We start from the raw sequence: 25,122 nt of genomic DNA, 5'->3' as shown, positions 1-25,122 counted from the left end.
TACCCCCCCTCCTCCCTGTTTTTGCGCAAAGTCTTCGAACGAAATACTTTAGGGGTGGACCTTCCCGTTTTGGGAATTTGTTGGTTCGAATGGGGTGGGTCTCTGGGGTGAGGGTTTGTCAAGCGGGGTTGGATTCCGTGGTGGTCCGCGCAGAAATACGGAGATCCTTCGGCTACGCCTCAGGATGACGGCGGAAGAGAAGCTTACGTGCGGAGGAGCGAACTTAGGTGCGGAGGAGTTTGTCGGGGGTGATGGGGTAGTCGCGGACGCGGATGCCAGTGGCGTTGTAGATGGCGTTGGCGATGGCCGCGGCGGTGCCGGTGATGCCGATCTCGCCGATGCCGCGCGCGCCGAGCGGGTTGAACTTGGTGTCGGGAATGTTGAGAACGGTGACGTCAAGGGTGCCGATGTCGCGGTTGACGGGGACGTGGTAGTCGGCTAGGTTTTCGTTCACGGTGCGGCCGGTGACGGGGTCGATGTGGGCTTCTTCGTGCAGGGCGAAGCTGACGCCCCAGACGATGCCGCCCTCGAGCTGGTTGATGCCGGTCTGCTTATTCATGAGTGTGCCGATGTCGTAAGTCGCGACGATGCGGCGGACCTGGACCATACGGGTGTCGCGATCGACGGCGACTTCGGCGAAGACTGCGCCGAAGGATTGGGCGGTGGTGGCGGTCTTGTCCTCCCCGGGCTCGGCGGAGCCCTGGGCTTCAACGGGCTTCGAGCCGTTGCGGGCGATGAGGGTGGTGATCTCTTCTGACTTGGAGGGATCTTTCTTCAGGAAGACGCGGCCGGCGTGGACGTCGACCTCGGCGGCCAGGACGCCGTGGACGGGGGATTGGGCGTCGCCGACGGCGAGAGCACCGGCGGCGAGTTTGGCCTGCTTGCAGGCGTCCTGCACGGCGGGGCAGACGGAGGCAGCCGACTGTGACCCACCAGACACGGGAGCTTTGGGGAGGGTGGAGTCGCCGAGTTTGACGTCGAAGAGTGCGACATCGAGGCCGAGCTCCTGCGCGGCGGTCTGGGCCATGATGGTGTACATGCCGGTGCCGAGGTCCTGCGTGCCGGAGCCGACGAAGACGCGGCCATTGGGAAGGAGGCGCACGATGGCCATGGCGGCGGAGCGATTGGCGGGGTAGGTGGCGGTGGCCATGCCGTAGCCGATGAGGTTGTTGCCTTCGATGATCTGACCGGGTTTTGCGGCGCGCTGGCGGGCTTCAGTCCAGTTGAAGCGTTCGGCGGCCTGCGTGTAGCACTCGCGAAGGTGTTTGGAACTCCAGGGCTTGTGCTCGTCTGGGTTCTGGTCGGCATGATTGATGATGCGGAGCTGGACGGGGTCGATGGAGAGTTTTTCGGCGAGCTCGTCCATGGCGATTTCGAAGACGGCGGTGCCGCAGGATTCGCCGGGCGCGCGCATGAAGGTGGCGACGCCGAGGTTCATGTCGACCATGGAGGTTGAGGTCTCGTTGGCGTCCGAGTTATAGAGCATGCGCGCGGGAAGGACGATCGGCTCGACGAAGTCCTCCATGGTGGAAGCGGTGAGCGTGGCGTCGTGCTGGATGAGCGTGAGCTTGCCGTCTGGGGTGGCGGCGAGCTTGATCCTGTTGACGGTGGCGGGGCGGTAGCCTACAGGGCCGAACATCTGGGGGCGTTCGAGCGCGAGCTGGACGGGCTTCTGGACGATCTTGGCGGCCATGGCGCAGAGGATTACGTGCGACCAGGTAGACCCTTTGCAGCCGAAGCCGCCGCCGACGTAGGGGTCCATGACGTGCACGTTTTCGAGCGGGAGCGAGAAGATGTTGGCGAGAGTCGTGCGGTCGCCGGAGATGTACTGCGTGGCGTCGTAGACGGAGAGCTTTTCACCGTCCCACCAGGCGAGTGTGGCGTGCGGCTCCATGGGGTTGTGGTTCTGAATGGGCGTGATGTAGGTGTTCTCGACGGTTACGGTGCCTGCGGAGGCGGCGGCGTTGAGATCGCCGCGGACTTTTTTGTTGGGGTCGCGGCCGGTGGATTTTGGAGGACGGGCTTCGTTGAGGCGACCGAGGAAGTCGAGCTTGGCGGGCTGCTCGTCGTAAGAAATTTTGAGCAGACGTGCGGCGGCCATGGCATCAACATGGGTGCGTGCGACGACAACAGCGATGGGCTGGCCGTTGTAGTGGATGACGTTGTCCTGGAGGACAGTGAGGTTGCGTTTGCCGGGAGGTTTGGGTGGGCCGACGGGGAGCTTGGGCGCGTTGAACGGTGTGAGCACGGCGATGACGCCGGAGGCGCGTTCGGCGGCGTGAGTGTCGATCGCTTTCACGCTGCCGCTGGGGATGGTGGCCTGCACGATGAAGGCGTAGGCAAGATCTTTGCGCGGGAACGGCTCTCGGAATTCGGCGGCGTACTTGGCGGTGCCGGTGACCTTGGCGATGCCGTCGTAACGGTGCGGAGGCTGCGGAAGGGGCTTGGGCTGCTGTTCCTGTTGCTGCTGGGGATCGGGGCTCATGCCTGCTGAACTCCTTTGGCGGCGTTACTAAGGGCGCGCACGATGCACTGCTTCGCGAGCTCGATTTTGAAGGCGTTGTACTTGTAGCCGTGCGCACCGCGGAGGGCGATCTCGGCCGCGTGGCGAAAGGTTTCGGGAGTGGCGGGTTGGTTTGTGAGAGCGGCTTCGGCTTCATGCGAGCGCCAAGGCTTGTGCGCGACGCCGCCGAGTGCGAGGCCCGCGGAGCGGATGTTGTTGCCGTCGAGCTCAAGGCCGGCGGCGACGGAGACCAGCGCGAAGGCGTAGCTCTGGCGGTCGCGCGCTTTGAGGTACCAGGAGTTCTTGGCGAATTTTGCGGCGGGCAAAGTGACGGCGGTGATGAGTTCGTCGGGCTTGAGCTCGGTGTCGAGCGCGGGGTCGTTGCCGGGAAGGCGATGAAAGTCTGACACCGGGATTGTGCGCTTGCCGTGAGGGCCGAGGACTTCGACCTGCGCGTCGAGCGCGTAGAGCGCGACGCACATGTCGGAGGGATGCGTGGCAATGCAGGAGTGCGGCGAGTGCGGGCCGTCGTCGGTCTGGCCGAGTATGGCGTGGTAGCGATTGATACCGGTGAGCGCGCCGCAGCCGCTGCCGGGCGCGCGCTTGTTGCAGGCGGGGAAGGAGGTGTCCATGAAGTAGTAGCAGCGGGTGCGCTGCATGAGGTTGCCGGCGGTGGTGGCCATGTTGCGAAGCTGCGGACTGGCTCCGGAGAGAAGCGCAAAGGAGAGCAGTGGATAGTTGGCGACGATGCCGCGGTGGTTGGCGAGGTCAGAGTTGCGGGCGGAGGCTCCGATGCGTGCGCCGGAGGCGGAGGCATCGATTTTGTCGAGACCGATGTGGTTTACGTCGATGAGGTGCGTGGGGTGCTCGACGCCGTCCTTCATGAGGTCGACGAGATTGGTGCCGCCGCCAAGGCATTTTGTCCCGGCGGAGGTGAGGGCGTGGATGGCGGTTTCGGGGGCGTCGGCGCGAGTGTAAGTGAAGGGATTCACGCGACACCTCCTGATTGAGATACGGTGCGAGCGAGCTGGCGGACGGCGGCGACGATGTTGGGGTAGGCACCGCAGCGGCAGATGTTGCCGGACATGCGCTCGCGGATCTCGTCGTCGGTGAGCTCAGGGTGTTCGGTGTGGCCGGTTTCGAAGCTGACGAGCGAGAGGTCGCCGCGGTGGGATTCTTCGGTCAGCGCGGTCGCGGAGCATATCTGGCCCGGAGTGCAGTAGCCGCACTGGAAGCCGTCGTGCGAGAGGAAGGCGGATTGCGCGGGGCTGAGGTTGTCGGGTGTGCCGAGGCCTTCGATGGTGGTGATCTCGGCGCCCTGCGCCGCGACGGCGAGGGTGAGGCAGGAGTTGACACGGCGGCCGTCCATGAGGACGGTGCAGGCGCCGCACTGGCCGTGGTCGCAGCCTTTCTTGCTGCCGGTGAGGTCGAGGTGCTCGCGGAGGAGGTCGAGCAGGGAGGTGCGCGTGTCGATGGTGAGGGTGCGCTGCTGCTTGTTGATGGTGAGGGTGATGGGAACCATGTTGGCCTGTGCGGATGCGGGATTGCCCGCGTGCTGTGCGGCAGCGGGAGAGACGCCGATCGCGAGGCCGGCCGAGACGACGCTCGACGCGGCGAGGAACTGGCGACGGGTGAGTTCGAGGTCTTGCGGTTGCGGAGGATTTTGTTCCGGTGGTTCGAGTTCAGTGCATAGAGTCACGGGCGCCTCGGCGTGAAGGTATACCTGCACGTGAGCTTGGATGCTAGAAAGCCGATGAGAAAGGTACAACAGGTATGCTGGAGGTTCATGGCATCGAATCCAATCGCGCTGACCAAGCAGCTGGTCGATATTGAGTCGACGACGTATCACGAGGGTGCTTGTGGGGAGTTTCTGGCGGAGTACCTGCGGGCGGGCGGATGGGATGTAGAGCGGCAGCCGGTGGAGCAGCCGGAGCCTGCCCGGACACCGGGCGGAGGCGATGGGCCTCGGTTCAATTTGTATGCGGCGATGCCTGGTGTGACGCCGGATGTGGTGTTCTCGACGCACTTCGATACCGTGCCGCCGTTTCTGGGGCCGTGCAGAGAGGATGAAACTTACTTGTACGGCCGCGGCGTGTGCGATGCGAAGGGGATTCTGGCGGCGCAGGTGACGGCGGCGGAAAGACTGCGCGATGAAGGCGTGCGCGTGGGGATGCTCTTCGTCGTGGGCGAGGAGCGGGACTCGGCGGGCGCGAAGGTGGCGAACGAGAATGCGCGCGGATCAAGATTTTTGATCAACGGGGAGCCGACGGAGAACCGGCTGGCACTGGCGAGCAAGGGATGTCTGCGCGTGGAGCTGTACGCGACGGGGAAGATGGCGCACTCGGCGTATCCGGAGCTGGGGGATTCGGCGATCGACAAGCTGCTGGCGGCGTTGCATGATGTTCAAGCGTTGAAGCTGCCGGTGGTGGAAGGGATTGGCGAAACGACGCTGAACGTGGGGTTGATCTCCGGCGGGCGCGCGCCGAATGTGATCGCGGATAAGGCGGAGGCGCACATCCTGGTGCGGCTGGTGGGGCCGGCAGAAGGGATCCGCAACGCAATTGTGAATGCGGTGGATGGGCGGTGCGAGGTGAGCTTCTCGCTGGAGCTGCCGTTCGTGCAGATGAGGGCGCTGGATGGGTTCGAGACGATGGTCGCGAAGTTCACGACGGATGTGCCGAGCCTGACGAACTGGGGCGAGCCGTTTCTACTCGGGCCGGGAAGCATTCTCGTGGCGCATACGCCGGATGAGCGGATTGCGAAGCGTGAGCTGCTGGAGGCTGTGGAGCTTTATGTGAAGCTCGCGCGGCAGCTGGTGCGCCAGCGCTGAGGGCTAATTGCCAGAAGAAGCTGAGGGCTCAGTGCCAGAAGAGGCTGTAGAGCAGAACGAGCAGCACGATGCCTGAGATCACAACGTAGAGGAAATCGCGTTGGGTGAGAAAGGCGAAGACCGAGAGGATGACCCGTGCGATCGGTGTGGCGATGAGCATGAGCAGGCCGAGCTGAATGATGGCGAGGCTGTGGCCGTGCGCGGCTCCGATGAAGATGCCGGAGAGCGTATGCAGCTGCGGAGAGACGCCGTGGAAGGTGTGGTAGTCGGGATGATCCTGGCTGTGGCGCGCGAGGTAAAGGACACCGCCGAGGAGAATGACGAACGCGGAGGAGAGAGTTCCTGCGCGAAGCAGATTACCGATGTGCGCATCGAGCGCGGTGTCGTCCTCAGAGGGCACAAAGGGCTGATGGGCCATTAGAGCTTTCCTGTGATGCCGCTGTAGATCATCTCGGCACCGAGCGCTGCGATGACGAAGCCGAAGATGATGCGGAGCCTTGTTGGATGGGTACGAACGAGGAGCTTCGCGCCGATGAGTGAGCCGGCGAGCACGCCAAGCGTTACGGGCATGACGAGCGATGGATCGATATAGCCGCGGCTGAGATAGATGCCGGCGCTGGCCGCAGCCGTGACGCCGATCATGAAGTTGCTGGTGGTCGTGGACACCTTGAAGGGCATCTGCATGACCTCATCCATCGCGAGGACCTTGACGGCGCCGGAACCGATGCCAAGCAGGCCGGAGAGTGTGCCCGCGCCGAGCATCATGCCGAAGCCGAGCGGCACGCGCCGCACGTTGTAAGGCTGCTTAACACCGGCGACCGGATAGGTGCTGTTGAGGCGGAGCGTCACTGCGAGGGGATCGACAGGAGAGTTGGGGTCTGGCGCGGGACGGCGACGGTTCGACATGAAGGCAGAGAAGATGAGGATGCAGCCAAAGACGATAGCAATGCCCGTGGTGGGCGTGATGGTCGCGAGCCATGCGCCAAGAAGCGCGCCGAGGGTTGTGGCGACCTCCAGAAACATACCGATGCGGACGTTGGAGAAGCCCTCGCGCACATAGGCGGAGGCGGAGCCTGAGGACGTCGCAATGACCGACATCAGCGAGGCGCCGATGGCGTAGTGAATGTCCACATGAAAGGCAAGCGTGAGCAGCGGGACGATGACCACCCCGCCGCCGAGCCCGGTGAGCGCGCCAAGAAGACCGGCGGCCATGGAGCAGACGCCGAGGACAAGAGAGAGTTCGAGCGAATTCATGTTCCGCGTTCGATGCTCTCATAGATGGATGTGGGAGCAGGATGCGGACGATGTACGGAGCGGTCAGCTACGGCTTCCCGTGAGTTCTTCGTGAAAGCTGCTGTTGAGGTTTTGGAATATCTGGTCGAAGCTGCCGTTCTTCTCGGCCCAGCGGAGCGGGAGGACGCGCTCGACGAGGATTTCGCCGGAGGCTGGCGGGTTTTCGAGGAGCGAGATGGTTTCGGCGATGTAGTCGGCGAGCGGCATGGCGCGCGGGTCGGCGGCTTGCTGCGCGCCCATGAGCTCGGTCTGGACGTAGGGCGGAGCAATCTCGAGGACTTCGATATGGGTGTCCCGGAGTTGGTAGCGAAGCGACTGGGTCCAGGAGTGGATTGCGGCTTTGGTGGCGCAGTAGGTGGGAGTGATGGTCAGGGGAAGAAAGGCCAGGCCTGAGCTGACAGTGGCGATTGTTGCGCGCTGTTGCTGCTTGAGCGTGGGCAGGAGAGCGGCGGTGAGGCGGATGGGGCCGAGGAGATTGGTGGTGATGGTGGACTCCGCGGCAGAGAGGTCGATGGGGTCAGAGGTGAAGTCTTCGGTGCGCATGACGCCGGCGTTGTTGATAAGGGCGTTGAGGGAGGGGAAGTCGTCGGAGACGCGCGTGGCGAAGGATTCGATGTCGGTGGGGTCTTCGATGTCGAGGATGTAGGATTTCATGCCGGGGTTGGCGGCGGTGGCGGCATCAAGTACGGATTGGCGGCGGCCGGCGATGATGACCTGGTTCCCCTGCTTGTGAAAGGCTTCGGCGAGACCGCGGCCGATGCCCGAGCCGCCGCCGGTGATGAGGATGGTGTTGCCTGTGGGGTTCATGCTGTGTGTGCTCCTGTCTGCGAGTTGGACGGAGTTTGGATGAGTGCGGCTGCGAGTGGATTCGTGAATTTTTGGTGAGCGTAGGGCGATGTGGTTTTTTCGCGCGGGAACGGGTAGAGTTTGCGTGATTTTATCGGGAGCAAATGCACATGTTCAGAATTGTGAGGTCTGGGCTTGCTGAGCTGGCGGCTTTGATCGCAATCCTCTTTGGCGTATCGCTATCGTTCTGCCAGAGCGCGTCCGTGGGCGGGCCCGCGACACCTGAGTCGGGCGCTTCGACTTATCACCCTCATTTGGTTTTCGACGTGGCTTCGATTCGCGAGGCCACTGACCTACGTAAAGGCGACATGAGTTATTACGACAACATGCCGCACAATAGCTATTTTCATGCCGAAAAGGTTGGGCTGTGGGGAATCGTACTGAGTGCCTATGACCTGCGCTACGTTGAGCAGCTGGAGAACCTGCCCCATTGGGCGTTTGACACCACGTACACAATCGACGCGAAGTCCGACCCGGCGACGGATGAGACTTTGGAGAAGCTGAGCGACAGTGATGCGCTGGCCGAAAAGCGCCACATGGTTCAGGCGCTGCTTGCGGAGCGCTTTCATCTGCAAATTCATTCGGAGACGAGGACGAGTAACACTTACGAGCTGATCACGACGGACCGGACAGCGAAGTTGATGACGCCGGTGCAAGGTGACATGGGGAAGACTATAAACACCTGCGTTCCACATTTCTCCAAGCTCAAGGGTGCGGAGGTGGACTCGAAAGGGTGTCCATTTCACATCTTCTTCGACACACTGATGCAGAACCTGGGCACGGACGTTCTCGACCGTACGGGGATGACCGGCATGTATGCGTTCCACCTGATGTGGTGGCCGTCGCAGTTGCCGGAAGGCGGCCCTTCTGAGGATCGATATCCTCCGCTCAGAAATGCGGTGCGTGACCAGCTGGGGCTCGAGTTGAAGGCTACAAAGGGGCCAGTTACGTTCTGGGTGGTGGATCACATCGAGCGGCCTACACCGAACTGAGTCGCTCTAACTCGGCCAGACGGCAACAGGGATGAGGCCTTCGTTGTCAGGCGCAAGCGTGTGGCTCTGGTCTGGGTTCTGCGGGTTGTAGCGGACGCGGATGAGTGTGCCTTCAGGGATGCGCGGGATGAGGCGCGAGGCTTCGGAGTGCGAGAGCGCGACAGTGCGGAGATGGCCGCCGAAGTAGCCCGAGGGTTGGTTCGGCGTGGTCTCGGGCAGCGTGAAATAGAAGGGGATTTCGAGTTGCGAGTCCTGCGCGGCAGTGCCTTCGGCGAGCTCGTCTTTGGCGACGATTGCCGGCTTTAGCGTGTGGGCTTCAACGATCGGCCAGGAAGCGGCTGCGGCAAGATCGCGCTCGCGATGGCGCTTGTGAAGTGCGCGACTGATGGCGTTAATGAAAGGGACGCCCGGCATGGTGGGGATTTTAATCCAGCTAAGGAGCGCATGCGGAGACGATGGTGGCGAAAGTTGCGATTCTGAAGGCGGCGGTTGTCGTAGGGATGGTGTTGGCGAACTACGATGCGATCCCGACGGCGAATACGAAGCTGACGCACTTCGATACGCTGATCGTTCTGGGGACACCGTGCACGACGGAGGGAACGTCTTCACCGGAGCAGCGGGAGCGCGTGCTGGAGGGTGTGCGCGAGTTTCGCGCCGGTGTCGCGAAGCACATGATTGTGACCGGAGGCGCGGCGCATAACAAGTTTGTCGAGGCGGACTGCATGAAGCATCTTGCTGTGGAAGAGGGCGTGCCGGCGGATGCTGTGATCGAGGAGAATCAGGCGCAGGACACGATTCAGAACATCTGGTTCAGCAAGCAGATTATGGATGCCCATGGGTGGCGATCCGCGGAAGTGGTCAGCTCGCCGTCGCATCTGCCGCGGACGGCGTTGATTCTTGAGCACTACAAAGGCAGAGATGCGTTTGCATGGCGGACGCATGCGGCGCAGTGGCCGCGGGAGTATACGAGCGAGCAGATCGCGCAGCATTATGCCGGAGAGATGAAGGGATGCTGGCGGCTGACGCACCAGGGGTTTCCGCACAACCGGTGGCTGCCGGGCAGTTGACGGCACAATTCGAGGCGGAATCTCCCTGGTTTCGTACCGCTTTTCCTCTGCGGGTGCGCTTGTGACGGAGAAGTAAACTTAGACTATGGCTGCCGAGTTTACTCATCTTCATCTTCATACGGATTACTCGCTGCTGGATGGGGCTTGCGATGTCGACAAGCTGGCGAAGCATCTGGAGAAGATCGGGCAGAAGGCCGCGGCCATTACGGACCACGGGAATATCTTTGGCGCGGTGCACTTCTTCGATGCGATGAAGAAGCGCAACCTGAAGCCGATTCTCGGGTGCGAGCTGTATGTGTGCAAGGAAGAGGATCATCGCGGGAAGCCTGATCCGGAGTCGAAATACAACCACATGCTGGTGCTCGCGGAGAACGAGGCGGGCTATAAAAACCTTGTCCGGCTGACGAGCGAGGCGGCACTGCATGGGTTTTATCGGAAGCCGCGTGTGTCGAAGAGGTTTCTCGCGGAGCATGCGGAGGGGCTGATCGGATTCTCGGGGTGCCTGGCGGGTGAGGTCTCGCAGCACATCATGGCCGGGGACTATGAGGCGGCGAAGAAGAGCGCGGGATTTTATGAGGAGATGTTCGGGCGAGGGAACTACTTCCTCGAGGTTCAGGATCACGGGCTGGAGCCGGACAAGAAGGTTGTCGAGGCGATGTTCCGGCTGGAGAAGGACCTGAACATTCCGCTGATTGCGACGAACGATTCGCATTACATCGAGGACCAGGACGCGCGCTCGCACGAGGTGCTGCTGTGCGTGCAGACCGCGGACTCGATGAATAATCCGAAGCGGTTCAAGTTCGACACGCAGGAGTTTTACATCAAGAGTGCGGAGGAGATGCAGCGCCTCTTTAAAGACGCACCTGAGGTCTGCACGCGCACGATGCAGTTTGCGGAGCGGTGCTCGCTCGAACTCTCGAAGGTGAAGAATCCGTTTCCGCGGTTTGACGTGCCGGAAGGCGAGACGGTCGACAGCTACTTTGAGCAGGTGTGCCGCGCGGGGTGGAGGAAGCGGCGCGATACTGCCGTCGCGCACCTGGAGTCGCGCGGGATTCTGCGCAAGACGATTGCGGAATATGAAGCGCGTCTGCAGCGCGAGATTGACTGCATCAAGCAGATGAAGTTTCCCGGCTATTTCATGATCGTGTGGGACTTTATCCGTTATGCAAAGGAGCACAACATTCCGGTGGGACCGGGGCGTGGATCGGCCGCGGGATCGCTCGTCGCCTACGTGATGGAGATCACGGATATCGATCCGCTGCAGAATGAGCTGCTCTTCGAGCGCTTCCTGAATCCGGAGCGTGTGTCGATGCCGGATATCGATATCGACTTCTGCATGAACCGCCGCGGCGAAGTGATTGAATACGTTCGGCAGAAATACGGCAATGATCAGGTCGCGCAGATTATCACGTTCAACACGATGGCGGCGAAGGCCGCGATCAAGGACGTTGGCCGCGCGATGGACATGCCGTATGGCGAGGTCGACCGCATTGCGAAGCTGATTCCGCCAACGATCGGCATCACGATTGAGCAGGCGCTGAAGGACTCGCCGCCGCTGGCGCAGGCGTACAACACGGATGGGAAGATCAAGGAGCTGATTGATACCGCGCTTCGGCTTGAGGGTCTGGTGCGTGGTGCGGGCGTGCACGCGGCCGGAGTCGTGATTGCGCCTGAGCCGCTGACGGAGCTGGTACCGGTGACGCGCACGAAGGACGAGGCGGTCGTCACCAGCTATGACATGAAGGCCGTCGAGAAGATGGGCCTGCTGAAGATGGACTTCCTCGGGCTGACGACGCTGACGGTGATCGACGATTGCCTGAAACTGATCAAGGCGAATCGCGGGGAAGATGTCGAGATGGCGACGGTGCCGCTGGATGATCAGCGGACCTATGAGCAGGTGTTCCACAAGGCCTTGACGAGCGGCGTGTTTCAGTTTGAGTCCGGCGGGATGCGCGATGTGTTGCGGCGCTACAAGCCGACGACCGTAGAAGATCTGACCGCGCTGAATGCGTTGTACAGGCCGGGGCCGATCCAGGGCGGGATGATCGATGACTTCATCGAGCGCAAGTGGGGACGGCGCGCGGTGGAGTACATGTTCGACGAACTCGAGCCAATCCTGCGCGAGACGCTGGGCGTGATCGTGTATCAGGAGCAGGTGATGCAGATCAGCTCGGCGATTGGCGGGTATTCGCTGGGCGGAGCCGATCTGCTGCGGCGCGCAATGGGTAAGAAAGATCCGGCGGAGATGGCCAAGCAGCGCGACATCTTCATGGCCGGGGCCGCGGCGAAGAAGTTCGACAAGACCAAGGCCGGTGCGCTGTTCGATCTGATGGAGCAGTTCGCGGGGTACGGCTTCAACAAGTCGCACTCGGCGGCGTATGCGTTGCTGGCGTATCACACGGCGTGGCTGAAGACGCACTATCCGGTGGAGTTCATGGCGGCGCTGCTGACGAGCGAAACGTCGAAGCCGGAAAACGTGGTGAAGTACATCGGCGAGTGCCGCGAGATCAACATCACGGTGTTGCCGCCGGATGTGCAGATCTCAGCCGCGACGTTTACGCCGGCGGGCGATGCGATTCGGTTTGGGCTGGAGGCCATCAAGAACGTCGGCGGAAATGCGATTGAGTCGATTGTGCAGGCGAGGGAAGCGCTGCGCGCTGAAGGCAAGGCTGGGTTCAGCACGCTGTGGGAGTTCTGCGAGAAGGTCGATCTGCGGCTGATGAACAAGCGCGTGCTCGAGAGCCTGTGCAAGGCCGGTGCGCTGGATTCCTTTGGCAAGCGGTCGCAGGTGATGGCGGCGATCGACAAGGCGATTGAGCGCGCGCAGAAGACGCAGCGCGATGCGGCAGCAGGACAGCATGGGCTGTTCGGGATGTTCAGCGATGAGCCGAATGCACACGCTTCAGAGAAGGAAGACGCATTGCCGCCCGCGCCGGAGTGGGACGAGCATACACGGCTGGCGAACGAGAAAGACGTGCTCGGGTTCTTTGTCTCCGGGCATCCGATGGATCGATATCGCGAGAAACTGCGCAACCTGAAGGTCTACGATACGGCGACGGCATGCGAGATGAAGCCGGAACCGGCGGTGTTTGTGCGCGGGAAGATGGAGCCACAGAACGAAATTCAGATTGCGGGAGTGATTACGGGACTCAAGGTCGCGAAGTCAAAGCGCTCGGGCGAGATGTACGCGCAGGCGTCGCTGGAAGACACGGTTGGGAAGATCGAGCTGATCGCGTTCCCGCAGAACTACGAGAAGCTGGCGGAGAAATTGAAGATCGATGTGCCGGTGCTGGTGCGTGGATCGCTGAGGGGCGAAGAGGATTCGGCGCCGAAGCTGTCGATCTCGCAGATTACGGCGCTTGAAGATGTGAAGATCAAGCTGCCGGATGCGCTGCGCATTCGCGTGCCGCTGCACAGTCCGGATGCGGAGCTGCTGGAAAAGCTGGAGAAGGTTTTCAAAGATGCGCCGGGCAATGGGAAGCTGCTGCTGAACCTGGAGGAGCCGGGAGCGTTCTGCGCGGTGCTGGAGCCGCAGGGATTTTCCGTCGCGGCAGATGTGCAGTTCATCGAGCGCGTGGAGGCGCTGGTAGGGCGTGGAGCAGTGCAGGTGATCTAGAGCAGGCGGGCCCACAAGCGTAAGCTTTCTCTGTAGCGGAGGCATCGGTTGAGAAGGGTTCTGCTGCTGATCGTTCTCGTGGCAATGCTTGCATCGTGCGGCCCTCAGGCAGTGGCACAGGATCCGACCGTCACGCTGCCGAACAACTATCGCAAGGTGCTGGACAATCCTGAGGTTGTTGTTCTGCGAGTGCACTATGGACCGCATGAGCAGGTTCCGGTGCACGACCATTCAGAACATCCGACAATCTACGTCTATCTGAATGATTCGGGCCCGGTGCGGTTTGTGCACGAGCCTGAGAATGTGATTCTCACGCGGCCGCCGACGCACACGGGATCGTATCGCGTAAGCCCGGGAAGAAGAGAGCGTCACAGCCTGGCTAATTTGAGCGATAAACCGTCGGATTATCTGCGCGTCGAGCTGAAGAAGGTGCCGCTGGGAACATTGAAGCGGGAGTTTCGCGGCAACGCACCGGAGCCGCTGGTGCAGGGAACGAAGGTGGAGTTTGAGGATCCGGCATTGAGGATCGAGCGCGTGGTGTGCGATTTAGGCAGTTGGTGTCCGCTGCCCGAAGAGAGCGCACCGTCGGTCCTGGTGGCGTTTTCACCATCGGAGTTGAAAGAAGGGCGGCGAAGGCAGGCATTTCCGGAGGAGTCGTCGACGTTGTGGCTGCCGGCTGGCAAAGGAGCAGGCGTGAAGGCGCTCGGCACGTCGCCGGCCCATGTTTTGCGGATCGTTTTGCCGGCACAGTAACCGTCGGGGAGCCGTGAACAGCATCGAATCCGGCATGGAGAATTCGACTGTTTCGATTTCGGCTGTTCCGATCTCTGCTGTTTCGATCCCTATAGACCAGCGCATTGCGTATTTGCTGCTGCGGGTCATCGCTGGCATGGACTTCTTCGGCCATGGGTTCGCCCGGATATTCACAGGCACACACCTTGGCGGCTTTGCGCACTGGATGGTTGGGGACATGGCGAAAGCGCCGCTGCCGGCCAGTCTCGTGCTGGTAATAGGATATGTAGTTCCGTGGGTGGAGCTGGCGGTGGGGCTCATGCTGCTTTTCGGCGTGGGCGTGCGGTTTGCGCTGGTCACAGCTCTGCTGCTGATGTTGCTGCTCATGTTCGGGATCACGATGAAACAGGACTGGACGGTGGCAGGGCAGCAGTTGCTCTACAGTCTCGTCCTGGCAGTACTGTTGTTCGGCCGCGAGCGGCTGGACGTGAGTTGGTCTGGGTTGTTGCACCGGCGGTGACCCCGATATCGCTTACAATCGCTTTGGTACATTCGATGGCCGAGAACCCGCAGCCCAAACAGCCGCACCCGACCGAAGCAGCCGTTCCAGACGCTTGGCAGAAAACCGAGCTGGCGCGTCACCCGCAACGTCCGTACCCCATGGATTACATCCAGACGATCTTTACGGATTTCAGCGAAATTCACGGCGACCGCCAGTTTGCGGACGACGGTGCGATGGCGGCTGGCATGGCGAGATTCCATGGCGAGCCGGTGCTGGTTATCGGAAACCTGAAGGGTCGCAGCGTGAAGGAGCGGATCGCGCGCAAGTTCGGCTCGCCGGACCCTGAAGGCTATCGCAAGGCGCTGCGTGCCATGAAGATCGCGGAAAAGTTCAATCGGCCGGTCTTTACTTTCATCGACCTTGCCGGCGCAAACCCCGGCCTCGGCGCCGAGGAGCGTGGACAGGGCGAGGCGATCGCCCGCAATCTGCTGGAGATGTCGCGGTTGCGTGTGCCGACCATTGCCACCATCACCGGGGAGGGCGGATCTGGCGGAGCGCTGGCGCTGGCTGTCGCGGACCGCGTGCTGATGCTGGAGAACGCGATCTATTCGGTCATCTCGCCGGAGGGTTGCGCGTCCATCATGTGGAAGGACGCGGCCAAGAAGCAGCAGGCAGCCGCCGCTCTCCGATACACGGCAGAGGACGTCAAAATGCTAGGCTGCGTGGACGACGTGATCGTGGAGCCTGATGGTGGGACGCAGAATGATCCGGAGCGCGCGGCTCAGCTTCTCGACGAACGCCTGCAACAGCACCTCAGCGAACTGCGGTCACTCCCAATCGAGCAGATGCTGGAGGCGCGCTACGCCAAGTTCCGCAATATCGCGCAGTTTTACACGGCAGTCTGAGCGCGAACGGACGGTCGACGACGGGCCCAGCGCAGAAGGAGTTTGAGCACCGTTGTCTTCGACCGCAATTCCAGCTCCGGTCCCCAGATCCATGCATCTGGCGCTGTTCGTCACGGGTGTGCTGTGGCTGCTCGCCGCGCACGCCATCGCTTTCCGCACCGGCCAGGGGCTTGCCGGTCGGTTCGCCTGGAGCGCCGGAGCGCAGGATCTTCTAGTCAATCTGGTGCTGTTGTTTCTGCTGCTGGTGGGCTTCACCTGCCTTAACTGGGTCGGCACACGGCAGGGTAGCGTCCGGCAGGCGAATGCGCTGCCGCTGCGGGCGACCACCGGCGAGGAGTGGACGCGCGGCGTGCTCATCGGCTGGGCCGCGGCGGTTATCGCCGTCATCCCGATGGTGATCGCCGGCGCCCTGCATCCGGAGTTCTCCTGGACGGCATCGGCATGGGGCGGAACGCTGCTTTCGATCCTCACGCTCGCCATCGCCGCGCTGGCCAGCGAGGTCGCGTTCCGCGGATTTCTGTTCCGCAGGCTGATCGACGCCGTCGGCCCGACCTCCGCAACTCTTCTGCTGGCAGGAATTTATGCGTTGATCGGCGGCATGTCGCCCAACGCCACCGGGCTCAGCTTCATCATCATGATCATCGGCGGCGTGCTGCTTTCGCTCGCCTACCTGCGCACGCACGCGCTCTGGCTGGGATGGGGATTGCACTTCGCCTGGGCTGCCGCCATCGCGGTTATCTTCGGGCTTCCCGTTGGCGGGGTGGCAAGTTACACCAGCATCGTCCAGACAGACACCAGCAGCCCGGCCTGGCTCACCGGCGGCGTCTACGGGCCGGACGGCGCGCTGTTTACGGCGATCGTCCTGGTGGTGGTCATGGTCGTCGTCTATCGGGTGACACGCACATACGCGTGGAATTACACGCACCCGCTGCTCGTGCCCGCCGGCTATCCGATGGACGTGCCGCCACCCGCAGCCCACGCGGCCATGGAGCAGACTGCCGCGGCCAGCGCTCCTCCGCTGGTACAGATTGCCCCTGCGCCGAGCATCAACGGCTCTGAAAGACCCGCGTCATCCGAACCCACGCATCACCTCTAGACCGCATCTGAGCTGTCCATAAGCCGCACTTGCGCGACGGCAGATGTAAGCGCACAATCATGGTGTTCGCAGGTGACTGCATGGGCCCATGCGCACGCAGATCGCAGATTTCGCCGCTCGCCGGGGCACTCCTGTGCGGCGTTACTTTCTGCGCAACGCCAGCACTTTTCGCGCAGGTCTTCACGGTGGGAATGAAGACCGCAACCGCCGACGTCACTACCGAATTTCATCCGACTCGCGTTGAACTGCCGACCGGACCGCTCGACGTGAAGGGCCGCCAGGAGTTGATTCGCGATCTCGAAGCGGAACAGGGCTTCGCGCATCGCGAGCTGCCGCTGGGCGCAGGCATGCAGCTCATTGCCAACGGCAAGATGAGCCCCAGCGACGAAGAGTACAAGCGCATGCTGTACGAGAAAGGGCAGTCGGCGGCGGCCGGCGACCGTGTCGAAATCACCAACCTGGAGTTCCGCGGCGACCGCATCATCATCGACTTCAATGGCGGGCCATACGCGAAGCACCGCTTCCTCAGTCACATTTCCCTCAACAATATGCCATTGGCGCAGCAGGGCCCGCTCGCCACCGGCTGCCGCGTCACCCTGATCTTCGAGGGCGGCGTTCCGGAGGTGACGGCGGCGGAGGTAAAGGCGCTGCTCGATCCGGTGGTCGACTTCCGCGCGAAGTCCAGCGCGGAGGCATACGCCGATACGCTGCCGCCCAAAGTACGCGAGGCCGTGGCGGCGCACGAGATTCTTGTCGGCATGAACCACCGCATGGTTTTGGCCTCGATGGGCGAGCCGAAGACCAAGGAGCGCGAGCATACGTCAACTGACGATCCAGACAGCCCGATCTACGAAGAGTGGATCTACGGTGATCCTCCGCGGCCGACTCAGTTTGTGCGGTTCAAGAACGGCAAGGTGGTGCGGCTCGAAATTGCTGCCATCGGCAAACCGATAGAGGTCCACGATAAGAACGAGATCGGCGGCGAACCTGAACCAACACTCCAGGCCCGGACCATCGTCAATGGCGATCCCCAGATCACTGCGGACGGAGACCGAAACGGCGCTGCAGCGCCGACTCTGCGTAAGCCCGGCGAGGTTCTGGACACGGCGCAGAATGTGCCCGGCATGGGGAAAGTCAAGATGCCGGTCGATCAGGCACCAGCACAGACGCCGAGCCAACAGACTTCAGCGCAGCCTGCACAAACATCAGCTCAGCCGCAGAGCACCCCGGCGCAGCCTGCGCCTGCATCGCCGCAGGATCCCTCTAAGACACAGCAGTTGGCGTCGACGCGCTAGCTTTGGAGAGCGCGGAAAACTCGTGTATTCTGGGTGAGGAGCAGTACCCGGCGTCTGCTTCCATATCCCTCCTGTTCGGCAATCCCAATCGCCCGCAGAGAGTGAGTGCGCTCAGGCGCACGACGCGTCCGGGGTACGCCAGATTTTGAGTTTTGCAGGAGAGAGACATGGCGAAGATTGCCAAGACCGGTGACCGCAAGAAGGTCATGGATACACAGAAGAGCACCGACTGTCCGAAGTGTTCGAAGCCGACGCGCATTGTGAAGCGCGTGAAGGACCGCGAGCGCGGCGTTCCAGGCGGAGTTTACATCTCCTGCTCGGCCTGCGACTTCTACGAGAAGCTGTAAATTTCTACCAGAACCTGTAAATCGTTCGAAAACCGCTCATCGATTTGCACAAGAGGGTCCGCCGCTAAGGCGGCCCTTTTCATTGGTTTGCATCAAAAGTGGGAGGGGTGTCCCCAAAAGAGGCACCCACTTCCGCAGAGAGCCACTTGACGAAGGTTGTTGGCCGGAGGCAGACTCCCTGACGGAAAGTAGGGAATCAGTACATATGGCCACAAGCAGCACGGTAGTACAGCAGGAAAGCCTCGATTCAACGCCTCACTATACCCGCCCAACTTTTTTGATGTGCCCGCCGGAATGGTACGGGGTGGATTACGTTTTGAATCCATGGATGGCCGGAAACGTGAACCGGTCGTCGCGCGATCTCGCCTTCGCCCAGTGGAAAAGCCTCTACAACGTCCTCCACAGCGTGGCCGACGTAAGACTCCTTCATCCCGAGCCTGGCTGCCCGGACATGACGTTCCTGGGCCACGGCGCCCTGATTCATCATGGCGTTGCCGCCGTGTCCAGCTTCAGCCCGACACAGCGCCGGGCCGAGACCGTCTTCCTGAAGCAATGGCTCATCAACCAGGGCTTCCTGCTCTGGGAGACGCCGCGCGAGACCGCCTATGAGGGCCAGGGCGACAGCGCCTTCGACGACGAAGGCAAGATGCTCTGGGCCGCCCATGGCGTCCGTACATGCCGCGCCGCGCACGCCCACGTCGCCGATGCCTGGCATGTCCCGGTGCACTCGCTCCACCTGACCGATCCCCGGTTCTATCACCTGGATACCTGCTTCACGCCGCTGCACGGAGGCTTTCTCCTCTACTACCCGGGAGCATTCGACGCAGCTTCACGCGCCGAAATCGAAAAGGTCTATCCGGCGGACCGCAGGATCGCCGTCTCGGAAGCAGACGCGACTCGCATGGCCTGCTGCGCGCTGAACATCGGCCGCACTGTGTTTACTGGCGAAGTCAGCCCGGAGCTGGCGAAGACGCTCTTCGACCTGAACTTCGACGTCGTTCAACTGGAACTCAGCGAGTTTATCAAGGGCGGCGGTGGCGCGGGCGCGCTGGCACTTCGCCTGAGCGATCTGCCGGTCACGCACGGGGTGGTGCGGACGGTTCGAGCCGCCTGAGTTTCTAAAGGTTTGTCCAAAGAGGGAAGCCCCGCTCTTCACCGAGCGGGGCCTATTTTTCGTTCAGACGATATAGAAGTACTTTAAGTGCAGCAGACCAAGTTACTCTACTGTCTGAGCTTGCCTTTATCGACTCACCTGACGGTAATCGGGTTCGCCGGTTTTTCCAGTTCGGCGACTAGCTGGTCGGCGAGGGCAGGATCGTTCGGTGTGACCCGTTCAATCTTTACCTGAGCCAGGCCAGAGAGGCCGATCTTGTGGGCAGCCGCATACGAGAGATCCAAAATACGGCTGGTTGGGACCGGACCGCGGTCGTTGACGCGGACAAAGGCCGATCTGTGATTGCGAAGGTTCGTCACGCGCAGCCACGTCCCCAGGGGGAGTGTGCGGTGGGCACAGGTGAAGGCGTTCATGTCGTACTTTTCACCGTCTGCCGTCTTACGGCCCTGAAAATGAGAGCCGTACCACGAAGCTTCGCCGATTTGATACCAGTGATGCTGCTTGACCGTGTTGGTCGGCACTGGACCGTTGTCTTTGGCGGGAGCGGCGATAATGCTTGCCGTCACACCCAGGGTTGCGGCCAGGAGGCCGGCTTGCAAAGGCCGACGCATCCACTTCGACCGAATCCCTCGCCTGGAACTTCTCGAGGTATCGTTCATACATATATTGTCTAGGTTCCTCCCACCTAAGTCAAACAAGCTAAAGCCACTTTCCATTACCTTCGTACCTTGCGCTCGCCCCGCTTGTATGCTAGGAAAAACAGTCCCAGACTCGAGGTCAGGATTGCGTCCCTCTGCGAACTCCGAACCGGCAAATCACTATCGGCCTGCCGCCGTGGCGCTGTCGATTGCCGGTTTCGACCCGTCGAGCGGCGCGGGGGTGACGGCTGACCTGGCGGTGTTTGCGGCGCACGGAATTTTCGGCACCTCGGCGATCAGCGCGATGACGGTGCAGTCCACGATGGGAGTAGCGGCGGTTCGGGCAGTCGACCCGGAGTGGCTTCTCCGAACGCTGGAGCACATTTCGGCGGACCTGCCCGCAGCCGGCGTAAAGATCGGGATGCTGGCTTCGGATGCAATCGTGCAGGTGGTTTCCTCCTTCCTGCGGGCGGCCCCGTATCAGGTGCCTGTGGTGATCGACCCGGTCTTGCGTTCGAGCTCTGGGCACCAGCTTCTCGAGTCGCAGGGGGAGCGGCGGATCCACACTGAGCTTCTGCCGCTCGCCGGGTGGATTACGCCCAACTGGGCCGAGCTTTCCATCCTGGCCGGCAGGCCGGTCAGGACGATCGAGCAGGCCAGAGAGGCGGCCGACGTGCTGGGGAAGCGGCACCCGCGGTTGCATATCGTGGCGACGGGAGGGGATCAAAGGGAACCGGTGGACCTGCTGAGGGTGCCGGGCGGGGCGGTGCAGGCATTTCCGGGCGAGCATGTGGAGACGACCTCGACTCACGGGACCGGGTGCGCCTTCTCGTCGGCGCTGCTGTCGCGGCTGATCCTGGGCGATGCTCCGGCGGTCGCGGTCAGCCGGGCGAAGGCCTATGTGGCGGAGGCGCTGAGGTCGGCTCCGGGGTTGGGACATGGGCGCGGACCGCTGGACCTGCTGTGGCCGCTGCGAGCGGGGCGGCGCAACTGCTAGGCTGAATGCTATGGAATCGGCTCTTCGGCTGGTGGTGAACGGTCAGCCTCGCACACTGGATGGGATGGATTCACCGGCGCCGCTAGCGTCAGTTCTGGAGCGGCTCGAGCTGCGCGCGGACCGGATTGCCGTTGAGTTGAATGGTGAGATTGCGCCGCGAACGAAGTGGGCCGAGCTGACCGTCGCAGACAGCGACCGCATCGAGGTTGTGCATTTTGTTGGGGGAGGGTGATAATACCCCCCCTCCCCCTGAATTTGTGCAAAGTCTTGATTCGAGATACTTTAGGCTTGGACTTTAATTTGCAAAGTCTTGATTCTAAAGGACGCTGGTTTGGACACGGGGTGTGCTCGCTTTCAGGGTGGCGAGAAGGGTCTCCCAGCGGTCGCCGTACTCTTGCCAGCCGCCGATGGTGTGGACGCGCTGGAGGGCGGCGGCGCGCATGGAGCGCTGAAGGTCAGGGTCGTCGGCGAGGCGCTGCATGCGGTCGGCGAGGGCGGCAGGGTCGCGAATGGGGACGATGAAACCTTCGACGCCATCGGTGAAGAGATCCTCCCCGCCGGTGTTGGCGGAGCAGAGGACAGGACAGCCGCAGGCCATCGCCTGAGCCTGGACGAGCGCGAGGCCTTCCTCGATGCTGGGCAGAACGAGGACGTGGCTCTGGCTCATGAGGCGGGCGAGATCGGACTGCGGAACTGTGCCGAGGAATTCGACATTCTCCATGGGGAGGCGCGGGAGGACGGAGCGGATGTCTTCCTGAATTGCGCCGACGATGCGCAGGCGTTTGTGTGGGTGACGCAGGCGCGCGAAGGCGTCGAGCAGGTAGGGGACGCCTTTGCGCAGGCCGACGGCGCCGGCGAAGAGGACATCGAAGGTGGCTGGATCTGGGTCGGCGACGGGGTGGAAGCTTTCGAGGCGGACGCCGTAGGGGATCACGTGGAGCTTTTCGGCAGGGACGCCCATCTCGACGAAGGAGCGCGCCGCCATGGTTGAGGGGACGGTGATGGCGTCGGCCTGGTGGTAGATGGCTTCCTCGCGGCGGGTGTCGCGGGGATCGGAGGGCGGGGTGTTGACGCCCCAGCGGCGGAACTCGTCGGCGAGGATTTGTTCCTGATAGCGCTGGTGGGTGGAACCGCGGTCGCAGATGAAGACGCCGCCGGAGCGCTGGACGAGAGCGCCGGTGCGGAGGCTGGAGCCGGAGATGCCGATGAGGGCGTCGATTGGGCCTTCGCGGCGGAGGCTGGGCTTGAGGCGGCGTTCGGTCCAGCGGTCGAAGGCGAGGGCATTGGCATAGCCGAGCGGGTCCCGGAGCCATGTGAGGTCTACCGGGGCGCGGCTGGCCAGGTACTCAGGCACGTGAAGCCAGGGGAAGGTTTCGACCTTGTTGTGCGGGAGGCCTTCGCGCTTGAGGCGCGCCCACGGCCAGGTGGAATAGACGCGGCGGAGGTGGCCGCGGCGATCGAGTTCGCGGGCGAGTTCAAAGTGATGGAAGACGCCGAAGACGGTTTGGACGATCTGCATTGGTTCGGCGGTGGGCTCTCGGTGAGTTTAGCAAGAGGGGGAATGATTTCCCTTGACTACGGCTGCCCCGTTGTTACTCTTGATCGCGATTCTCCAGAAGTGGTTCTTCGGCCCGTACGCTCATCCTGAGCAATATTGGAGCTGACGATATGCCTCTCTGTGTTTCCTTCCCTCGCTCATCTAATGTCCTTGCGGTCGCCTTCATGATCGCCTCTAGTGCCTTCGCTGCGGCACAAACTTTCGACGCACTTCCTCCTCAGGCCACGAACTGTACCGAGGAGGGACTCCAGACTCTCTTCTTGTCGGACCCAATTCCATCTATCCCTCCTCCTCCCGCTCCGCCTCCTCTCCCCCTCAGACGTATCCATATGAGTAGTCGCGGGGATCGTGACTTTCTTGCCGTCGTGTTCAACGAGAGCACCGGCCGGCTGTACTGGTACGACAACCTCCGCACTCCGGGCACCCAACTTGTGCTTATGCCGGCATCTGCCGCCTTCCTGCCTGCCGCATACACGAAAGAGAAACTGCTGATCGTTGTGTGCAATTCCCACCTGAAGACGAGCGCGAGCCTCAATCCTCTCTCCATTGCTGTCCCAGAGGCGAGCGTAGAGGTCGCTGCAGGAGCGGCGATTCCTGCCGTGGCCGGACCACCGGGCGCAGCACATGTGGAAGCACCTGCCGCATCCCTTCCCGCCCCTAAGGGTCCGGGATTCGTTGGACAGAGCCCAGAGGAAATCAAGAGGTGGGCCAATAAAGTGGCCTCGGATACCCTCGCGTACTACGAGACCTATTCCGCAATTGAAGCGAGGCTTGCCCCACTTGAGAGAAAGGATCGGGATTTGCCGCCTCTCTTAAGTGCGATCTCTGCGGATACCACAACAATCCTCAGTCATAACAGCGGAGCACCTAATGATGATTCCGCTTTAGACGCTAAGCTCTTCGATGATGCCGTGGCGAACGCCACCCAATTGCAGGATCCGGCCATAAAGCTTTCAAAGGCCTACAGCGAAGCCGGAATTGACTCGCTCCAGTCCGATGCAAACTCGCTATACATACGTCTTGCAGAGGATGCGGAGTCGCCCTGGTACACGACGGAAGTGGTGCAGGCCGCCGATGCTCAGGTCAGAGAGAGGCAGCCCGCATTTCCGGGCATCTACAACCTGAAACCTCCCTCATCGCTCGAGAACAGAGAAAAGAAAATCACGAACGATATAGCTCAGGCCACCAAGGTCGTGCCGTATCTCAATGCGGTTTACACGAACTCCCCGAGATTTATCGTGCTGCCTGTACCTGCTGTCACCAGTAATAGCCTGCAATATTTCACTCTTACCGTCACCGATAATCTGACGCCAATCATCGCCAAGAAACCGGACGACACTTCTGGAAAGAAAACCGGCTCACCGTGCCCGAAGAACTGTTGCTGCTGCTGTCCGGCTACACAGGCCCCGAGTCCAACCGCGGCTGCCTCGCCCGGCAGTCAGAAGACGGCGTCCACCATAACCGGCAATCCCGTCCAAGTCACCACAAAGATCGACGAAAAGCAGAACATAACGTATACCGCGACCTTCATCGTCCCGTTTCATCGGATCGTCCATTTTGCCGCTGTCGGAGGATTTCTAGCCGCTCGCGCGACTGCAAATGCATACTCCATCGAGAGCACCCCGGAGACGGTTGTCACCACCACGACCACCACCAGCATAGCTCCCGGTGCTACATCTACGACCGGTTCAACCGCCACCACGACTTCGACTACCGGTCCGACAACGACGACCACCACATCGACCACCACGGGCTCTACAGTGACAACCATCACTCAGACGATCGTTCCCACTTACAGCACCGCGACCTTCGCCTTCCAAAGCGAGCGGCAGCCTGTTCAGACGTTCGGCATCCTCGGAGTGAACTGGTATCCACTTGGACGAGATTCCTTCTCGCGCAATCGGCGGAGCCTGATCTTTGGGGAGAGACGCCCCGCTACTGATGTCTACGATCGTCACAGCTTTGCGCAAAACCTGGCTCCGGGCCTGTTGGTAGGCACGGCCGTCAACACTGCGGGCGTCTTTGTTATAGCTCCCGAGTGGGACATTGCACCCGGGGTAAGCCTGTTCGGCGGCTTGACGCTTACCAATCGGACGTCGCTGGCGCAGAACATCTCGCTCTGTCCATCGCTTGGAACATCGAGCTCCACCACTACGCCCTATGGCCCTGTCACGACGTCCTCTAATGGCGCCAGTGTTACGACGCAGGTCCAAGTCGTCACCACGACGGGATGCAGTAGTTCCACGGCAACGATGCTTTCAGGGACGACCGTCCCGACGACTTCTGCTCTGATACCCTCCTTCGGGTTCGGAATTGCTTTCAATTCAAATCTATTCAGCTACTTCGGAGGGAAAAATTAGAGCGGCGCACGAGTTCCGCACCCACATCTCAAAAGCGGATTTGGGACACCCGGCGAGCGGCGTTGAGAGTCGACTCTCAACGGCCCTGCGTGCCAGCGGCCAGTGACTCGAAGCAAGTGTTCAGGACGCGATGAGAACGTAGGCGATTTCAGTCCTGAGTTCTTTCACTTCTCTTTGAGAACCTTGTCGGCCTTGCTGTCGACCTTTTTCTTGTCGGCCGCACTTAGCTTGCCTGCATTCTCCGCTTGCGACGCCCGGGCCTTTGCATTGCGGGCGTGAGCGGCGTCCGGCATGGGATATTTGCGTTCCCCCGGAAGTCCAAAATCGCTCTTCGGTTCAGCATTTTTCTTCGCCGTCGTGAGTTTTGCCATTGTTGCCTCCTGACCGAATGAGATGCGGCCTTGAGGTAGACAGGATCGTAAGAACAAAGA

24 protein-coding genes are annotated in these 25,122 nt (G+C 61.7%); 14 read left to right on the top strand and 10 right to left on the bottom strand.

The window, feature by feature from the left end:
* Positions 1-223: 223 nt before the first annotated feature.
* Genes VGU25_06280 through VGU25_06270 form a run of 3 tightly spaced genes read right to left on the bottom strand, consistent with a single transcriptional unit; the run spans position 224 to position 4,202 of the window.
* A complete protein-coding gene (locus tag VGU25_06280) occupies positions 224-2,485 on the bottom strand; it encodes a xanthine dehydrogenase family protein molybdopterin-binding subunit (GenBank protein ID HEV2576799.1) in 2,262 nt (753 codons plus the stop codon).
* On the bottom strand, positions 2,482-3,495 hold the full coding sequence (locus tag VGU25_06275) for a xanthine dehydrogenase family protein subunit M (GenBank protein HEV2576798.1): 1,014 nt from the start codon (positions 3,493-3,495) through the stop codon (positions 2,482-2,484). Before VGU25_06275 ends, VGU25_06280 begins: the two co-directional genes overlap by 4 nt.
* Positions 3,492-4,202 carry a 2Fe-2S iron-sulfur cluster-binding protein gene (locus tag VGU25_06270; protein HEV2576797.1) on the bottom strand — a complete coding sequence of 237 codons (711 nt, stop codon included), beginning with the start codon at positions 4,200-4,202 and terminating at the stop codon, positions 3,492-3,494. Before VGU25_06270 ends, VGU25_06275 begins: the two co-directional genes overlap by 4 nt.
* Positions 4,203-4,289: 87 nt before the next feature.
* Between VGU25_06270 and VGU25_06265 the strand changes: the two genes are divergently transcribed.
* Positions 4,290-5,333, top strand: a complete 1,044-nt coding sequence (locus VGU25_06265; GenBank protein HEV2576796.1) for a M20/M25/M40 family metallo-hydrolase — start codon at positions 4,290-4,292, stop codon at positions 5,331-5,333.
* A gap of 28 nt (positions 5,334-5,361) precedes the next feature.
* On the opposite strand, the gene VGU25_06260 is transcribed toward VGU25_06265, so the two are convergent.
* The 3 genes from VGU25_06260 to VGU25_06250 all read right to left on the bottom strand — a co-directional run bounded on the left by VGU25_06260 (position 5,362) and on the right by VGU25_06250 (position 7,433).
* A complete protein-coding gene (locus VGU25_06260) occupies positions 5,362-5,751 on the bottom strand; it encodes a DUF1634 domain-containing protein (protein HEV2576795.1) in 390 nt (129 codons plus the stop codon).
* On the bottom strand, positions 5,751-6,587 hold the full coding sequence (locus VGU25_06255) for a sulfite exporter TauE/SafE family protein (protein HEV2576794.1): 837 nt from the start codon (positions 6,585-6,587) through the stop codon (positions 5,751-5,753). Before VGU25_06255 ends, VGU25_06260 begins: the two co-directional genes overlap by 1 nt.
* Positions 6,588-6,650: 63 nt before the next feature.
* Positions 6,651-7,433, bottom strand: a complete 783-nt coding sequence (locus tag VGU25_06250) for an SDR family oxidoreductase (protein HEV2576793.1) — start codon at positions 7,431-7,433, stop codon at positions 6,651-6,653.
* Positions 7,434-7,576: 143 nt separating this feature from the next.
* On the opposite strand from VGU25_06250, the gene VGU25_06245 reads away from it, so the two are divergent.
* A complete protein-coding gene (locus VGU25_06245) occupies positions 7,577-8,464 on the top strand; it encodes a TIGR03435 family protein (GenBank protein HEV2576792.1) in 888 nt (295 codons plus the stop codon).
* A gap of 6 nt (positions 8,465-8,470) precedes the next feature.
* Here the strand turns inward: VGU25_06245 and VGU25_06240 are convergent, their stop codons facing one another.
* Positions 8,471-8,878, bottom strand: a complete 408-nt coding sequence (locus VGU25_06240; GenBank protein ID HEV2576791.1) for a hypothetical protein — start codon at positions 8,876-8,878, stop codon at positions 8,471-8,473.
* A 41-nt stretch (positions 8,879-8,919) separates the two neighbouring features.
* Here VGU25_06240 and VGU25_06235 point away from each other — a divergent pair, with 41 nt between their 5' ends.
* From VGU25_06235 to VGU25_06195, 9 genes are all read left to right on the top strand, one after another.
* Positions 8,920-9,531, top strand: a complete 612-nt coding sequence (locus VGU25_06235) for a YdcF family protein (GenBank protein HEV2576790.1) — start codon at positions 8,920-8,922, stop codon at positions 9,529-9,531.
* An 85-nt stretch (positions 9,532-9,616) separates the two neighbouring features.
* Positions 9,617-13,147 carry a DNA polymerase III subunit alpha gene (dnaE, locus tag VGU25_06230; GenBank protein HEV2576789.1) on the top strand — a complete coding sequence of 1,177 codons (3,531 nt, stop codon included), beginning with the start codon at positions 9,617-9,619 and terminating at the stop codon, positions 13,145-13,147.
* Between the two features lie 48 nt (positions 13,148-13,195).
* Positions 13,196-13,900, top strand: a complete 705-nt coding sequence (locus VGU25_06225) for a hypothetical protein (GenBank protein ID HEV2576788.1) — start codon at positions 13,196-13,198, stop codon at positions 13,898-13,900.
* A 13-nt stretch (positions 13,901-13,913) separates the two neighbouring features.
* A complete protein-coding gene (locus VGU25_06220) occupies positions 13,914-14,399 on the top strand; it encodes a DoxX family membrane protein (GenBank protein ID HEV2576787.1) in 486 nt (161 codons plus the stop codon).
* Positions 14,400-14,422: 23 nt separating this feature from the next.
* Positions 14,423-15,286 carry an acetyl-CoA carboxylase carboxyltransferase subunit alpha gene (locus tag VGU25_06215; GenBank protein ID HEV2576786.1) on the top strand — a complete coding sequence of 288 codons (864 nt, stop codon included), beginning with the start codon at positions 14,423-14,425 and terminating at the stop codon, positions 15,284-15,286.
* Positions 15,287-15,338: 52 nt separating this feature from the next.
* Positions 15,339-16,382: a CPBP family intramembrane glutamic endopeptidase gene (locus VGU25_06210; GenBank protein HEV2576785.1), complete on the top strand. Its 1,044-nt coding sequence runs from the start codon at positions 15,339-15,341 to the stop codon at positions 16,380-16,382.
* Between the two features lie 80 nt (positions 16,383-16,462).
* A complete protein-coding gene (locus tag VGU25_06205) occupies positions 16,463-17,677 on the top strand; it encodes a hypothetical protein (GenBank protein HEV2576784.1) in 1,215 nt (404 codons plus the stop codon).
* A gap of 167 nt (positions 17,678-17,844) precedes the next feature.
* Positions 17,845-18,024 carry a hypothetical protein gene (locus VGU25_06200; protein HEV2576783.1) on the top strand — a complete coding sequence of 60 codons (180 nt, stop codon included), beginning with the start codon at positions 17,845-17,847 and terminating at the stop codon, positions 18,022-18,024.
* Positions 18,025-18,229: 205 nt separating this feature from the next.
* Entirely contained in the window at positions 18,230-19,138 is a 909-nt protein-coding gene (locus VGU25_06195) for an arginine deiminase-related protein (GenBank protein ID HEV2576782.1), read from the top strand.
* Between the two features lie 134 nt (positions 19,139-19,272).
* Here VGU25_06195 and VGU25_06190 read toward each other — a convergent pair whose 3' ends face one another.
* A complete protein-coding gene (locus VGU25_06190) occupies positions 19,273-19,737 on the bottom strand; it encodes a septal ring lytic transglycosylase RlpA family protein (GenBank protein HEV2576781.1) in 465 nt (154 codons plus the stop codon).
* 184 nt (positions 19,738-19,921) lie between these two features.
* On the opposite strand from VGU25_06190, the gene thiD reads away from it, so the two are divergent.
* Together thiD and thiS are read left to right on the top strand one after the other, a co-directional pair.
* Positions 19,922-20,773, top strand: coding sequence for a bifunctional hydroxymethylpyrimidine kinase/phosphomethylpyrimidine kinase (gene thiD / locus VGU25_06185; GenBank protein HEV2576780.1), 852 nt, complete (start codon positions 19,922-19,924; stop codon positions 20,771-20,773).
* 10 nt (positions 20,774-20,783) lie between these two features.
* Positions 20,784-21,005 (top strand): sulfur carrier protein ThiS, encoded by a 222-nt coding sequence (gene thiS, locus VGU25_06180; protein ID HEV2576779.1) that lies wholly within the window; start codon positions 20,784-20,786, stop codon positions 21,003-21,005.
* Between the two features lie 84 nt (positions 21,006-21,089).
* On the opposite strand, the gene VGU25_06175 is transcribed toward thiS, so the two are convergent.
* Entirely contained in the window at positions 21,090-22,292 is a 1,203-nt protein-coding gene (locus VGU25_06175; protein HEV2576778.1) for a glycosyltransferase, read from the bottom strand.
* 368 nt (positions 22,293-22,660) lie between these two features.
* Here VGU25_06175 and VGU25_06170 point away from each other — a divergent pair, with 368 nt between their 5' ends.
* Entirely contained in the window at positions 22,661-24,691 is a 2,031-nt protein-coding gene (locus tag VGU25_06170; protein ID HEV2576777.1) for a hypothetical protein, read from the top strand.
* A 164-nt stretch (positions 24,692-24,855) separates the two neighbouring features.
* Here the strand turns inward: VGU25_06170 and VGU25_06165 are convergent, their stop codons facing one another.
* On the bottom strand, positions 24,856-25,062 hold the full coding sequence (locus VGU25_06165) for a DUF6582 domain-containing protein (protein HEV2576776.1): 207 nt from the start codon (positions 25,060-25,062) through the stop codon (positions 24,856-24,858).
* Positions 25,063-25,122: the final 60 nt, after the last annotated feature.

It is taken from the genome of Acidobacteriaceae bacterium (assembly GCA_035944135.1).
Lineage (GTDB): Bacteria > Acidobacteriota > Terriglobia > Terriglobales > Acidobacteriaceae > Granulicella.
The sequence above is the reverse complement of the archived record's forward strand: the minus strand, read 5'-3'. Positions and strand labels throughout refer to the sequence as shown.

Coding starts and splice junctions, on each gene's coding strand:
- dnaE (HEV2576789.1), top strand. CDS start 9,617: ATGGCTGCCGAGTTTACTCATCTTCATCTTCATACGGATTACTCGCTG.
- VGU25_06255 (HEV2576794.1), bottom strand. CDS start 6,587: ATGAATTCGCTCGAACTCTCTCTTGTCCTCGGCGTCTGCTCCATGGCC.
- VGU25_06170 (HEV2576777.1), top strand. CDS start 22,661: ATGAGTAGTCGCGGGGATCGTGACTTTCTTGCCGTCGTGTTCAACGAG.
- VGU25_06175 (HEV2576778.1), bottom strand. CDS start 22,292: ATGCAGATCGTCCAAACCGTCTTCGGCGTCTTCCATCACTTTGAACTC.
- VGU25_06240 (HEV2576791.1), bottom strand. CDS start 8,878: ATGCCGGGCGTCCCTTTCATTAACGCCATCAGTCGCGCACTTCACAAG.
- VGU25_06165 (HEV2576776.1), bottom strand. CDS start 25,062: ATGGCAAAACTCACGACGGCGAAGAAAAATGCTGAACCGAAGAGCGAT.
- VGU25_06280 (HEV2576799.1), bottom strand. CDS start 2,485: ATGAGCCCCGATCCCCAGCAGCAACAGGAACAGCAGCCCAAGCCCCTT.
- VGU25_06195 (HEV2576782.1), top strand. CDS start 18,230: ATGGCCACAAGCAGCACGGTAGTACAGCAGGAAAGCCTCGATTCAACG.
- VGU25_06200 (HEV2576783.1), top strand. CDS start 17,845: ATGGCGAAGATTGCCAAGACCGGTGACCGCAAGAAGGTCATGGATACA.
- VGU25_06245 (HEV2576792.1), top strand. CDS start 7,577: ATGCACATGTTCAGAATTGTGAGGTCTGGGCTTGCTGAGCTGGCGGCT.
- thiS (HEV2576779.1), top strand. CDS start 20,784: ATGGAATCGGCTCTTCGGCTGGTGGTGAACGGTCAGCCTCGCACACTG.
- VGU25_06205 (HEV2576784.1), top strand. CDS start 16,463: ATGGGCCCATGCGCACGCAGATCGCAGATTTCGCCGCTCGCCGGGGCA.
- VGU25_06235 (HEV2576790.1), top strand. CDS start 8,920: ATGGTGGCGAAAGTTGCGATTCTGAAGGCGGCGGTTGTCGTAGGGATG.
- VGU25_06250 (HEV2576793.1), bottom strand. CDS start 7,433: ATGAACCCCACAGGCAACACCATCCTCATCACCGGCGGCGGCTCGGGC.
- VGU25_06265 (HEV2576796.1), top strand. CDS start 4,290: ATGGCATCGAATCCAATCGCGCTGACCAAGCAGCTGGTCGATATTGAG.
- VGU25_06260 (HEV2576795.1), bottom strand. CDS start 5,751: ATGGCCCATCAGCCCTTTGTGCCCTCTGAGGACGACACCGCGCTCGAT.